Here is a 13,431-nt window from a genome sequence, read left to right as displayed (position 1 = left end):
TCGGGGTGGCTTTTTTTCGTCCGATCGAGCGGTTTTTTAGCGTTCCGAAGGTGCTTGTCAGGAGAGTCCTGTATTCTTCGGGTTCTCTGCCGGAGACTGCGATTGTTCCATTTGAGGAATGCAGTCTTTCACCTGTTATTCAAGCTACAGAGTTCAGCCGGAAGTAACCACGCGAATGCTACAATCCTAAGGTTTGCGCATTTGACGGACGCCTGAATGAACCTGCAACAGTATTTTCCCGTCCTGCTGTTTATCGTAGTGGCCACCCTTATCGGGTTCGCGCTTCTAACGGCCGGCTCCCTCCTTGGCCCGCGGCGTCCTTACGCTGAGAAGCTGTCGCCCTATGAGTGCGGCTTCGAAGCGTTTGAAGACGCCCGCATGAAGTTTGACGTGCGCTACTACCTGGTGGCGATTCTGTTCATTCTTTTCGACCTGGAAATCGCGTTCCTGTTCCCGTGGGCCATCGCCCAAGGCACAGTCGGGCTCGTCGGTTTCTGGACGGTCATGGTTTTCCTAGCCGTGTTGACCGTCGGCTTCATCTACGAATGGAAAAAGGGCGCGCTGGACTGGGAATAACCCCTCCGGGTTTTTTCACAGCACGCTATCAGAGACGAATATGGCTATAGACGGCATTCTCAAGCAAGGGTTCATCACAACCAGCGCCGACAAGTTCCTTAATTGGGCGAAGACCGGCTCCATGTGGCCCATGACCTTCGGTCTGGCCTGTTGCGCGGTTGAGATGATGCACGCGGGCGCGGCCCGCTACGACCTGGACCAGTTCGGCATCATCTTCCGGCCCAGCCCGCGTCAGTCCGATCTGATGATCGTCGCTGGCACGCTGTGCAACAAGATGGCGCCGGCGCTGCGCAAGGTCTACGACCAGATGCCCGAGCCGCGTTGGGTGGTTTCCATGGGTTCCTGTGCCAATGGCGGCGGCTACTACCACTACTCGTATTCGGTGGTTCGTGGCTGCGATCGGATCGTACCGGTAGACGTCTACGTGCCGGGCTGCCCGCCCACGGCCGAGGCGCTGGTCTACGGCTTGCTGCAAATGCAGAACAAGATCCGTCTGACCAACACGATTGCGCGCTGAGCCTTCGCCCCGCCGGCGGCAGTCGTTGCCGCAGGCCTTGCGAATCCAGCGTATCGGTTCACCTAAGCGTACAAGATGATGACCAGGCTCGAAACCCTGAAAAACAATTTGCAGACCACCCTCGGCGCGGATATCGCGCTGACCGAGGCGTTGGGCGAGCTGACGCTCGAAGTGCCCGCGCCGCAGTGGTTCGCCGTCTGCAACAAGCTGCGCACCGAAGCCGGCTTGCGCTTTGAAACCTGTATCGACCTCTGTGGCGTCGACTACCTGACGTGGGGCAACGGCACCCGCCAGCTGCCCGAGGAAACCAGCACCAAGATCCACCGCGCGCGCTTCGCCGTGGTGATCCACCTGCTGTCGATCGAGAACAACTGGCGCCTGCGTGTCCGCACCTGGGCCACCGACGATGAATTCCCGATCATCGCGTCGCTGATGGAATGCTGGCCGACCGTGGGTTGGTTCGAACGCGAAGCCTTCGACCTGTACGGCATCGTCTTCGAAGGCCACCCGGACCTGCGCCGCATCCTGACCGACTACGGCTTCATCGGCCATCCGTTCCGCAAGGACTTCCCCTTGTCCGGCACCGTCGAAATGCGTTACGACCCCGAACAACGGCGCGTCATCTACCAGCCGGTCACGATCGATCCGCGCGAGATCACCCCGCGCGTGGTCCGCGAAGACTCCTACGGCTTGGGGCGTTAAATCATGGCAGAAATCAAGAACTACACGCTCAACTTCGGCCCTCAGCATCCGGCCGCGCACGGTGTGTTGCGCCTGGTGCTGGAACTGGACGGCGAAGTCATCCAGCGCGCCGACCCGCACATCGGGCTGTTGCACCGTGCCACCGAAAAGCTGGCCGAACACAAGACCTACATCCAGGCGCTGCCCTACATGGACCGCCTGGACTACGTGTCCATGATGTGCAACGAGCACGCTTACGTCATGGCCATCGAAAAGCTGCTGGGCGTCGAAGCCCCGTTGCGCGCCCAGTACATCCGGGTCATGTTCGACGAGATCACGCGTCTGTTGAACCACCTGATGTCGCTGGGTTCGCACGCGCTGGACGTTGGCGCCATGGCTGTGTTCCTGTACGCCTTCCGTGAACGCGAAGACCTGATGGACTGCTACGAAGCCGTCTCGGGCGCGCGCATGCACGCGGCCTACTACCGTCCGGGCGGCGTCTACCGCGACCTGCCCGACACGATGCCGCAGTACGGCGACTCCAGCAAATACCGCGGCGACAAAGAAATGCGCTTGATGAACGACGCGCGTTCGGGCTCGCTGCTGGATTTCATCGAAGACTTCACCAACCGCTTCCCGGCCTGCGTCGACGAGTACGAAACGCTGCTCACCGACAACCGCATCTGGAAACAGCGCCTGGTGGGTATCGGCGTGGTCGATCCCGAACGCGCCAAGGCGCTGGGCTTCACTGGCCCGATGCTGCGCGGCTCGGGCGTCGCCTGGGACTTGCGCAAGACGCAGCCCTACGAAGTCTATGACTTGCTCGATTTCGACATCCCCGTGGGTGTCAACGGCGACTGCTACGACCGCTATCTGGTCCGCATCGCCGAAATGCGTGAAAGCAATCGCATCATCCGCCAGTGCGTGGAATGGCTGCGCAACAACCCGGGTCCGGTCATGATCGAGAATCACAAGATCGCCCCGCCTTCGCGCACCGCCATGAAGACCAACATGGAAGAGCTGATTCACCATTTCAAGCTCTTCACCGAAGGTTTCCACGTGCCGCCGGGCGAAGCGTTTGCCTCGGTGGAGCACCCGAAGGGCGAGTTCGGCATCTATCTGGTGTCGGATGGCGCCAACAAGCCTTACCGCCTGAAGATTCGGGCCCCCGGCTTTGTCCACCTGCAAGCGCTGGACGAAATGTCGCGCGGTCACATGATCGCCGACGCCGTCACCATCATTGGTACGCAGGACATCGTTTTCGGCGAGATCGATCGCTGATCCGCCCAGACAGTCACGAGCACGCCCGCATAACCCGGATTCAAACTATGCTGCTTTCCGAACAGGCCTACCAGAAAATCGACCGAGAACTCGCGAAGTTCCCGGCCGACCAGCGGCAGTCCGCCATCATGGCCTCGCTTGCCATCGCGCAAGAAGAGAAGGGCTGGTTGGCTACCGAAACTATTGAAGATGTGGCCAATTACATTGGCGTCCCGCCCATCGCGGTGCAGGAAGTCGCCACGTTCTACAACATGTTCGACGTCAAGCCCGTCGGCAAGAACAAGATCGCCGTCTGCACGAACTTGCCCTGTGCCTTGCGCGATGGCGATCGTGCCGGCGAATACCTCAAGCGCAAGCTGGGTGTCGACTACCGTCAAACCACCGCCGACGGCCAGTTCACGCTGGTTGAAGGCGAATGCATGGGCGCTTGCGGCGATTCCCCCGTGCTGATCGTGAACAACAAGCATATGTGCGTGCGCATGACCGACGAGAAGCTGGACGCGCTGGTCGCGGCCCTCAAGGTGCAAGGAGAGTCGGCATGAACGCGCCCGACCTGTACAAGCAGTTCGCGCAAGGGCTGGATCCCAATCCGCTGAACGACGTGTCCAATTCGATGTGCCTGCATGGCCGGCACATCCAGCCGCAGATCATGGCCGACGTCGACGGCGCCAACTGGCGCCTGGCCGACTACGTCAAGCGCGGCGGCTACGAAGCCCTGAAGAAGATCCTCACCACCGGCATGAAGCCGGAAGACGTGATCGCCGAAGTCAAGGCGTCGGGTCTGCGCGGCCGTGGCGGCGCGGGTTTCCCGACCGGCCTGAAGTGGAGCTTCATGCCGCGCGCCTTCCCGGGCCAGAAGTACCTTGTCTGCAACTCGGACGAAGGCGAGCCGGGCACGTTCAAGGACCGCGACATCCTGCGCTTCAATCCGCACATCGTGATTGAAGGCATGGCCATCGCGGCCTACGCCATGGGCATCAGCGTCGGCTACAACTACATCCACGGTGAAATCTTCGAAGTGTATGAACGCTTCGAAGAAGCGCTGGAAGAGGCGCGCGCCGCCGGCTTCCTGGGCGACAAGATCCTGGGGTCGGACTACAGCTTCCAGCTGCACGCGTTCCACGGTTACGGCGCCTACATCTGTGGCGAAGAAACCGCGCTGCTGGAATCGCTGGAAGGCAAGAAGGGCCAGCCGCGCTTCAAGCCGCCGTTCCCGGCCAGCTTCGGCCTGTACGGCAAGCCCACCACGATCAACAACACCGAAACGTTCGCGGCGGTGCCGTGGATTATCCGCAACAGCGGCCAGGCCTACCTGGAAGTCGGCAAGCCGAACAACGGCGGCACCAAGCTGTTCTCGATCACCGGCGACGTCGAACGCCCCGGCAACTACGAGATCCCGCTGGGCACCCCGTTCTCGACCCTGCTGGAACTGGCGGGCGGCATGCGCGGCGGCAAGAAACTGAAGGCGGTGATCCCCGGCGGATCCAGCGCCCCGGTGCTGCCGGCCGACATCATCATGGAATGCACGATGGACTATGACTCCATCGCCAAGGCCGGCTCGATGCTCGGTTCTGGCGCGGTGATCGTCATGGACGAAACGCGCTGCATGGTGAAGTCGCTGCTGCGCCTGTCGTACTTCTATTTCGAGGAAAGCTGCGGCCAGTGCACGCCGTGCCGTGAAGGCACCGGCTGGCTTTACCGCATGGTGCATCGCATCGAAAACGGTCACGGCCGTCCGGAAGATCTGGACTTGCTGGACAACGTGGCAGGCAACATCATGGGCCGCACCATCTGCGCCCTGGGTGACGCCGCCGCCATGCCCGTCCGTGGCTTCCTCAAGCATTTTCGCGACGAATTCGCGCACCACATCGAGCATAAGTCTTGTGTGGTCCCGCAATATCTGTAGGTCTCAGGAACAGCAATGGTTGAACTAACCGTCGACGGCAATCAGGTCGAAGTGCCCGAAGGCAGCATGGTCATGCATGCCGCTCAGAAAGTCGGGCTTTACGTGCCGCATTTCTGCTACCACAAGAAACTGTCCATCGCGGCCAACTGCCGGATGTGCCTGGTTGAAGTGGAAAAAGCGCCCAAGGCGCTGCCCGCCTGCGCCACGCCCGTGACCAACGGCATGGTCGTCCACACCTGCTCTGAGAAGGCTCGCGCCGCTCAGAAATCGGTGATGGAATTCTTGCTCATCAATCACCCCCTCGACTGCCCGATCTGCGATCAGGGCGGCGAATGCCAGCTGCAGGACCTGGCCGTGGGCTACGGTGGTTCTTCCTCGCGTTACCAAGAGGAAAAGCGCGTCGTCTTCCACAAGGACCTGGGCCCGCTGGTTTCCGCCGAGGAAATGAGCCGCTGCATCCACTGCACCCGCTGCGTGCGCTTTGGCCAGGAAATCGCCGGCGTCATGGAGCTCGGCATGCTGGGCCGTGGCGAACACTCCGAGATCACGACGTTCGTCGGCCGCTCGATCGAGTCCGAACTGTCGGGCAACATGATCGACATCTGTCCGGTGGGCGCGCTGACCTCCAAGCCCTTCCGCTACAGCGCGCGTACCTGGGAACTGGCTCGCCGCCGTTCGGTCAGCCCGCACGACAGCCTGGGCGCCAACCTGGTGGTCCAGGTCAAGGGCGACCGCGTCATGCGCGTGGTGCCGTTCGAAGACGAAGCCGTCAACGAATGCTGGATCAGCGACCGCGACCGCTTCTCGTATGAAGGCCTGAACAGCGACGACCGTCTGTCCGCCCCGATGATCAAGGGCACCGATGGCAAGTGGCAGGAAGCTTCCTGGGCCGATGCGCTGCAAGCCGTCGCCCAAGGCCTGTCGCGCGTTCGCGACAGCTTCGGCGCTGGCCAGATCGGCGCGCTGGCGTCCGAATACGCCACCACCGAAGAATATGCGCTGCTGGGCCGTCTGGTCCGCGCGCTGGGCTCCGAGAACATCGACTTCCGCCTGCGCCAGACCGACCCGGCCTTTGACGCCGCGTTGACCGGTGCGCCGTGGTTGGGCATGCCCATCGCCGAACTCGACAACCTGGACCGCGTCCTGGTCGTCGGCTCGTTCCTGCGCAAGGACCATCCGCTGATGGCGCAACGCCTGCGTCAGGCCGCCAAACGCGGCACGCAGATCCTGATGGTCGACAGCGCCGCTGACGATCCCCTGATGCCCGTGGCCGCCCGCATTACCGTGGCGCCGTCCGAGCTGCCGCGTGCGCTGGCCGAAGTGGCCGTGGCCCTGGCGCAAGCCAAGGATCAGGCTGTTCCGGCCGAATTCGCCTCGGTCACCCCGGGCGAAAACGCCAAGATCATCGCCGCCAGCCTGGCTTCCGGCGCCAACACCGCCGTGCTGATGGGCAACCTGGCCGTGGCCAGCGCCCAGGCATCGACGCTGGCCGCCAACGGCCGCGCCGTGGCCGATCTGGCCGGCGGCAAGTTCGGCTTCCTGACCTCCGGCGGCAACACCGTCGGCGGTTACCTGGCTGGCGCCGTTCCGGGCAAGGGCGGCAAGACTGCCGCCGCGATGCTGGCGGAACCGCTGAAGGCCTACATCGTGCTGCACGCCGAGCCGCTGCTGGATGCCGACAACGGCCAGCAAGCGATCGCCGCGCTGCGCGGCGCGCAATTCGCCGTCGCCTTGACGCCGTACCGCTCGGCTGCCGCCGAATGGGCCGACGTCATGCTGCCGGTGTCGCCGTTCACCGAAACCTCGGGCACGTTCGTCAACGCGCAAGGCCTGGCCCAGAGCTTCAAGGGCACGGTCACGCCGTTGGGCCAGACGCGTCCGGGCTGGAAAGTCCTGCGCGTGCTGGGCAACGTCCTGCACCTGGCCGGCTTTGACGACGAGACCTCGGAATCCGTGCGCGACGCCGCGCTGGCCGGTGGCATCGAAGGCCGCTTGTCCAACGACGTCAAGGCGCCGCTGGGCTTGGGCCAGGCCGCAAGCGGCCTGGAACGCGTGGCCGACGTGCCGATCTACCGCACCGACGCCATGGTCCGCCGTTCCGAGCCGCTGCAAGCATCCCCGGCCTCGAAGAAGCCGGCTGCCGCCATGAACGGCCGCACGTTGACCAGCCTGGGCCTGACGGCCGGGGTCAAGGTCCGCGTCGCGGGCGCCCAGGGCGCCGTCGAACTCGAAACCGTGCAGGATGATGCCGTGGCCGATCGCGCCGTGCGCATTTCCGCAGCCTTTGAAAACACCGCAGCCCTGGGTGGCGCATTCGGTCAACTCAGCGTGGAGCGTGCCTGATGGAATGGCTTAATGTTCTTGAGAGCCACGGGCAGGCATTGCTGGGCCCGACGGTCTGGATGGTCCTCTGGACCCTCATCAAGATTGTGATCATCGCCGTGCCGATCATTCTGTGCGTCGCGTACCTGACGTACTGGGAACGCAAGATGATCGGCGCCATGCACGTGCGCGTGGGCCCGAACCGCGTGGGCTTCAAGGGGTTGCTGCAACCGTTCGCCGACGTGTTCAAACTGTTGACGAAGGAAGTCGTCGTCCCCAGCCAGGCCAATAAGGTGTTGTTCGTCGTGGCCCCCGTGGTCACGCTGATGCCCGCGCTGGCCGCATGGGCCGTGGTGCCCTTCGGCCCTGAGGTCGTGTTGGCCAACGTCAACGCCGGCCTGCTGTACATCATGGCCATCACCTCGATCGGCGTCTATGGCGTGATCGTGGCGGGCTGGGCGTCGAACTCCAAGTACGCGTTCCTGGGCGCCTTGCGCGCCTCTGCCCAGATGCTGTCGTACGAACTGGCCATCGGCTTCGTGCTGGTGACGGTGCTGCTGGTGTCCGGCAGCCTGAACATGTCCGAGATCGTGAACGTCCAGAACCGCGGCTGGTTCGCCGACAAGGGCCTGACGTTCATGTCGTGGAACTGGCTGCCGCTGTTGCCGCTGTTCGTGATCTACGTGGTGGCGATCGTGGCCGAAACCAACCGTCACCCCTTCGACGTGGTGGAAGGCGAATCGGAAATCGTGGCCGGCCACATGGTCGAATACTCGGGTATGGCCTTCGCCCTGTTCTTCCTGGGTGAATACGCCAACATGATCCTGCTGTCCTGCATGGCGTCGATCATGTTCCTGGGCGGCTGGGCTTCCCCGATCGATATCGCGCCGCTGACCTGGATCCCGGGTTGGATCTGGCTGGGTCTGAAGACGTTCGTCGTGGTCTCGTTGTTCGTGTGGTTCCGCGCATCGTTCCCGCGCTACCGCTATGACCAGATCATGCGTTTGGGTTGGAAAATCTTCATCCCGCTGACCGGCGTTTGGCTGGTCGTGGTGGCGATCTGGATGCAGACGCCCTGGAACATTTGGCGCTAAGCCGCCAAGCAGAGGCAGGATATGGAAGCGATCAAAGATTTCTTCGGCAGTCTGATGCTGACCGAGTTGCTCAAGGGCATGCGCCTGACGGGCAAGTACTTTTTCAAGCGCAAGGTCACCTTGCGCTATCCGCAGGAAAAAACGCCTACGTCGGCGCGATTCCGCGGCCTGCACGCCTTGCGCCGCTACCCCAACGGGGAAGAGCGCTGCATCGCGTGCAAGCTGTGCGAAGCCGTGTGCCCGGCCTTGGCGATCACCATCGAATCGGACCAGCGCGAGGACGGCACCCGCCGCACCACGCGTTACGACATCGATCTGACCAAGTGCATTTTCTGCGGCTTCTGTGAGGAAAGCTGCCCCGTGGACTCGATCGTGGAAACCCATATCCACGAATACCACGGTGAAAAGCGCGGCGACCTGTATTTCACCAAAGACATGCTGCTCGCCGTGGGCGACCGCTACGAAGCCGACATCGCCCGCCGCCGGGCCGACGACGCTCCTTACCGTTGAAGCCCAGGGTCTGATCCATGACTTTTACCACTGTCCTTTTCTACATACTGGCCGCCGTGCTGGTGATCGCGGCGTTTCGCGTGATCACCGCGCGCAGTCCCGTCACCGCAGTCCTGCATCTGATCCTGGCGTTCTCGAACGCCGCCATGCTCTGGATGCTGCTGGGCGCCGAATTCCTGGCGCTGCTGCTGGTGCTGGTGTACGTGGGCGCCGTGATGGTGCTCTTCCTCTTCGTCGTGATGATGCTGGACATCCGCATGGACACCATGCGCCAGGGCATGAAGACCTACCTGCCTCTGGGCCTGGTGATCGGTCTGGTGCTGGTGCTGGAGATGTCCTTCGTGCTGGGTTCCACCTGGTACGGCTCGGGTCCGCAAGCGCCGGTTGCCGGCGATTACAACAACGCTCGCGCGCTGGGCGAAGTCATGTACACCCAGTACGTCTACGCCATTGAAGTTGGCGCCGCGCTGCTGCTGGTCGGCATGGTCGCCGCGATTGCGCTGACCCTGCGCCGCCGCCGCGACGTGAAGTACAACGACCCGGTGGCCGCCGTGCGCGTTCGCTCGAAGGATCGTTTCCGCATGGTGGACATGCCGGCCCAGAGCGACCGTGCCCAGGCCAAGCGCGACGCCGCCAACGGCGTTGCCGCTGCGCCCCAAGGAGAAAAAGAATGACGCTGACGCTGGCCCACTATCTGATCCTGGGGGCGATCCTGTTCGCCATCGGGATCTTCGGCATCTTCCTGAACCGCCGCAACCTGATCATTCTCTTGATGTCCATCGAGCTTGTGCTCCTGGCCGTCAACATGAACTTCGTGGCGTTCTCCAGCTGGTTCGGCGACACCGCCGGCCAGGTGTTCGTGTTCTTCATCCTGACCGTGGCCGCCGCTGAAGCGGCGATCGGCCTGGCCATCCTGGTGCTGCTGTTCCGCAACCTGAACACGATCAACGTTGACGAACTCGATCGCCTGAAGGGCTGACGGGGTATTGGAAGAAAATGTCTAGCTCACCCAATCTCTACTTGCTCATCGCGCTGGCACCGCTGGCCGGAGCAATTCTCGCGGGCCTTTTCGGCACCGGCTTCCTGGGCCGTCCCATCGGCCGTCGCGCGTCCCACGTCATCACCATCCTGGGCGTGCTGATCTCCGCCATCGGTTCGGTGGTGGTGCTGGCCGACGTGCTGAACGGCCTGCGGTTCGACGGCGCGGTCTACACCTGGAGCCTGATCGGCAAGACCAAGCTGGAAATCGGCTTCCTGATCGATCCGCTGTCGGCCATGATGATGGTCGTGGTGACCTCCGTGTCGCTGATGGTGCACATCTACACCATCGGCTACATGGCGGATGATCCCGGCTACCAGCGCTTCTTCTCGTACATCTCGCTGTTCACGTTCTCCATGCTGATGCTGGTGATGTCGAACAACATGGTGCAGCTGTTCTTCGGCTGGGAAGCGGTGGGCCTGGTGTCGTACCTGCTGATCGGCTTCTGGTACACCCGCCCCACGGCGATCTTCGCCAACATGAAGGCGTTCCTGATCAACCGCGTCGGCGACTTCGGCTTCGTGCTGGGCATCGGCCTGTTGTTCGCCTACGCCGGCACGATGCACTACGGCGACGTGTTCGCCCAAGCCGACAAGCTGGCCGCGATGACCCTGCCGGGCTCGGACTGGATGCTGCTGACGGTGGCGTGTATCTGCCTGTTCATCGGCGCCATGGGCAAATCGGCCCAGGTTCCGCTGCACGCCTGGCTGCCCGACTCGATGGAAGGCCCGACCCCGATCTCCGCGCTGATCCACGCCGCCACCATGGTGACGGCCGGCATCTTCATGGTCGCGCGTTTCTCGCCGCTGTTCGAACTGTCGGACGTGGCGCTGTCGTTCATCATCGTGATCGGCGCCATCGGCGCGCTGTTCCTGGGCATCCTGGGCATCATCCAGACCGACATCAAGCGCGTCGTCGCGTACTCCACGCTGTCGCAGCTGGGCTACATGACGGTGGCGCTGGGCGCGTCGGCCTACTCGGTGGCGATCTTCCACCTGATGACCCACGCCTTCTTCAAGGCGCTGCTGTTCCTGGGCGCGGGTTCGGTCATCATCGGCATGCACCACGACCAGGACATCCGCAACATGGGCGGCCTGCGCAAGTACATGCCCATCACCTGGATCACGTTCCTGCTCGGCACGCTGGCCCTGGTCGGCACGCCGTTCTTCTCGGGTTTCTACTCGAAAGAGAACATCATCGAAGCCGCCGGCCACGCTAACGTCTGGGGCGCAAGCTTCGCGTACTACGCCGTGCTGATCGGGGTGTTCGTGACCTCGCTGTACTCGTTCCGCGTTTACTTCCTGGTCTTCCACGGCAAGGAACGCTTCGACACCACCGGCCACGGTCACGGCCATGGTCACGACGACCATGCCCATGACGACCACGGGCACGACGACCATGGCCACGGCCATCACGGCGGCAAGCCGCACGAATCGCCTTGGGTGGTTACGCTGCCGCTGATCCTGCTGGCGATCCCGTCGGTGCTGGTGGGTGCGTGGGCCGTGGACCCGATGCTGTTCGGCAAGTTCTTCAACGGCGTCATCACGGTGCTGCCGCAGCATCCGGCGATGCACGAACTGAGCGAAGAATGGCACGGCTGGGTCGCCTATGGCCTGCATGCCTTCCAGACCCTGCCGTTCTGGCTGGTCGTGGCAGGTTTCGTCATCGCCTGGTACTGCTACCTGATCAACCCCAAGGTTCCGGCCGCGATCAAGTCCAGCTTGTCTGGCGTGAACAAGGTGCTTGAAAACAAGTACTACGTGGATTGGGTCAACGAGCAGATCATCGCTCGTGGCCTGCGCGCGCTGGGCCGTGGCCTGTGGAATACCGGCGACCGCGGCATCATCGACGGCCTTCTGGTCAACGGTAGCGCCCGCGTGGTGGGCTGGGTGGCAGCGGTCAGCCGCCACCTGCAGTCCGGCTTCATCTATCACTACGCGTTCGCGATGATCATCGGCATCATGGCGCTGGTGACTTTCTTTGTGCTGATTCCCCAATGATGGCAAGCGAGATGGCATCCAACACTTTCCCCTGGCTCACGCTTGCGATCTTTGTCCCGATCGTATTCGGCCTGCTGGTGCTGGCGGTGGGCCGTGACGACCGTCCCGGTCTGACGCGCGGCCTGTCGCTGGCCGGCGCCTTGGCCGGTTTCCTCGTCACGATCCCGCTCTACACCGGTTTCGACTCCACCACGGCTGCCATGCAGTTCGTGGAGAAGGCCTCCTGGATCGAGGCTTTCAACGTCAACTACCATCTGGGCATCGACGGCATTTCGCTGTGGTTCGTTCTCTTGACCGCCTTCATCACCATCATCGTGGTGCTGGCGGGCTGGGAAGTCATCACCAGCCGCGTGGCGCAGTACATGGCCGCCTTCCTGATCCTGTCGGGTCTGATGGTGGGCGTGTTCGCGGCGCTGGACGGCATGCTGTTCTACGTGTTCTTCGAAGCCACGCTGATCCCGATGTACATCATCATCGGTGCGTGGGGCGGCGATAACCGCATCTACGCAGCATTCAAGTTCTTCCTGTACACGCTGATGGGTTCCCTGTTGACCCTGGTCGCGTTCATCTACCTGTGGCACGCCTCGGGTGGTTCGTTCGACATCCTGACCTGGCACAAGGTCAAGCTGGGCCAGACCGAACAGATCCTGATCTTCGTGGCACTGCTGGCGGCATTCGCGGTGAAGGTGCCGATGTGGCCCGTCCACACGTGGTTGCCGGACGTTCACGTCGAAGCGCCCACGGGCGGCTCCATCGTGCTGGCCGCCATCATGCTGAAGCTGGGCGCCTACGGTTTCCTGCGCTTCTCGCTGCCGATCACGCCGGATGCCTCGCACAGCCTGGCTGGCCTGATGATCACGCTGTCCTTGATCGCGGTGATCTACATCGGCCTGGTGGCGATCATCCAGGAAGACATGAAGAAACTGGTGGCCTACTCGTCCGTGGCCCACATGGGTTTCGTGACCCTGGGCTTCTTCATCTTCAACACGGCCGGCATCGAAGGCGCCATCGTGCAGATGATTTCCCACGGTTTCGTGTCGGGCGCCATGTTCATGTGTATTGGCGTGCTCTACGACCGCATGCACTCGCGCCGCATCGCCGATTACGGCGGCGTGGTCAACGTGATGCCGCGTTTCGCCACGTTCTTCATCCTGTTCTCGATGGCCAACAGCGGCTTGCCGGCCACCAGCGGTTTCGTGGGCGAGTTCATGGTGATCATGGGCGCGGTCGAGCACAACTTCTGGATCGGCTTGTTGGCGGCCACCGCCCTGATCCTGGGTGCTGCGTATTCGCTGTGGATGGTCAAGCGCGTGGTCCTGGGCGACATCGCCAATGACCATGTGCGCGAACTGACCGATATCAACCGCCGCGAATTTGTGATTCTTGGCGTGATGGCGATCGCCGTGTTGTACATGGGGATCTATCCCAAGCCCTTCACCGACGTCATGCACGTGTCGGTCGAGGCCCTGCTGCAACACGTTGCCGTCTCGAAACTGTAAGACAAG

Annotated in this window: 13 protein-coding genes; all 13 read left to right on the top strand. The window is 62.6% G+C overall.

The genetic code is table 11. The features are described 5' to 3' along the window. Positions 1-216 precede the first annotated feature (216 nt). The 13 genes from CQ050_RS02035 to CQ050_RS01975 all read left to right on the top strand — a co-directional run bounded on the left by CQ050_RS02035 (position 217) and on the right by CQ050_RS01975 (position 13,425). On the top strand, positions 217-576 hold the full coding sequence (locus tag CQ050_RS02035; RefSeq protein ID WP_006217959.1) for an NADH-quinone oxidoreductase subunit A: 360 nt from the start codon (positions 217-219) through the stop codon (positions 574-576). Positions 577-616: 40 nt separating this feature from the next. Next, entirely contained in the window at positions 617-1,093 is a 477-nt protein-coding gene (locus tag CQ050_RS02030; RefSeq protein WP_006217960.1) for an NADH-quinone oxidoreductase subunit B family protein, read from the top strand. 75 nt (positions 1,094-1,168) lie between these two features. Then, complete coding sequence (locus CQ050_RS02025; RefSeq protein WP_105555161.1) at positions 1,169-1,795, top strand: NADH-quinone oxidoreductase subunit C; 627 nt, start codon at positions 1,169-1,171, stop codon at positions 1,793-1,795. A gap of 3 nt (positions 1,796-1,798) precedes the next feature. Then, positions 1,799-3,055, top strand: a complete 1,257-nt coding sequence (locus CQ050_RS02020) for an NADH-quinone oxidoreductase subunit D (RefSeq protein ID WP_105555160.1) — start codon at positions 1,799-1,801, stop codon at positions 3,053-3,055. Between the two features lie 47 nt (positions 3,056-3,102). Beyond that, the gene (nuoE, locus tag CQ050_RS02015) at positions 3,103-3,597 is read left to right on the top strand and encodes an NADH-quinone oxidoreductase subunit NuoE (protein ID WP_006217963.1); all 495 of its coding nucleotides are present in this window, start codon (positions 3,103-3,105) and stop codon (positions 3,595-3,597) included. After that, entirely contained in the window at positions 3,594-4,961 is a 1,368-nt protein-coding gene (nuoF, locus tag CQ050_RS02010) for an NADH-quinone oxidoreductase subunit NuoF (protein ID WP_088138982.1), read from the top strand. The genes nuoE and nuoF overlap by 4 nt, the downstream gene beginning before the upstream one ends. A 15-nt stretch (positions 4,962-4,976) precedes the next feature. After that, complete coding sequence (nuoG, locus tag CQ050_RS02005) at positions 4,977-7,304, top strand: NADH-quinone oxidoreductase subunit NuoG (protein ID WP_105555159.1); 2,328 nt, start codon at positions 4,977-4,979, stop codon at positions 7,302-7,304. After that, entirely contained in the window at positions 7,304-8,377 is a 1,074-nt protein-coding gene (gene nuoH / locus CQ050_RS02000) for an NADH-quinone oxidoreductase subunit NuoH (protein WP_088587944.1), read from the top strand. Before nuoG ends, nuoH begins: the two co-directional genes overlap by 1 nt. 21 nt (positions 8,378-8,398) lie before the next feature. Next, on the top strand, positions 8,399-8,887 hold the full coding sequence (gene nuoI / locus CQ050_RS01995; RefSeq protein WP_006217967.1) for an NADH-quinone oxidoreductase subunit NuoI: 489 nt from the start codon (positions 8,399-8,401) through the stop codon (positions 8,885-8,887). A gap of 17 nt (positions 8,888-8,904) precedes the next feature. Continuing rightward, the gene (locus CQ050_RS01990; RefSeq protein ID WP_006223759.1) at positions 8,905-9,561 is read left to right on the top strand and encodes an NADH-quinone oxidoreductase subunit J; all 657 of its coding nucleotides are present in this window, start codon (positions 8,905-8,907) and stop codon (positions 9,559-9,561) included. Then, positions 9,558-9,866 (top strand): NADH-quinone oxidoreductase subunit NuoK, encoded by a 309-nt coding sequence (gene nuoK / locus CQ050_RS01985; protein ID WP_006217969.1) that lies wholly within the window; start codon positions 9,558-9,560, stop codon positions 9,864-9,866. Before CQ050_RS01990 ends, nuoK begins: the two co-directional genes overlap by 4 nt. 17 nt (positions 9,867-9,883) lie before the next feature. Further along, the gene (gene nuoL / locus CQ050_RS01980; protein ID WP_105555158.1) at positions 9,884-11,926 is read left to right on the top strand and encodes an NADH-quinone oxidoreductase subunit L; all 2,043 of its coding nucleotides are present in this window, start codon (positions 9,884-9,886) and stop codon (positions 11,924-11,926) included. Continuing rightward, a complete protein-coding gene (locus tag CQ050_RS01975) occupies positions 11,923-13,425 on the top strand; it encodes an NADH-quinone oxidoreductase subunit M (protein ID WP_105555157.1) in 1,503 nt (500 codons plus the stop codon). Before nuoL ends, CQ050_RS01975 begins: the two co-directional genes overlap by 4 nt. Positions 13,426-13,431 lie beyond the last annotated feature (6 nt).

It is taken from the genome of Achromobacter sp. MYb9 (assembly GCF_002975275.1).
GTDB lineage: Bacteria > Pseudomonadota > Gammaproteobacteria > Burkholderiales > Burkholderiaceae_B > Achromobacter.
The sequence above is the reverse complement of the archived record's forward strand: the minus strand, read 5'-3'. Positions and strand labels throughout refer to the sequence as shown.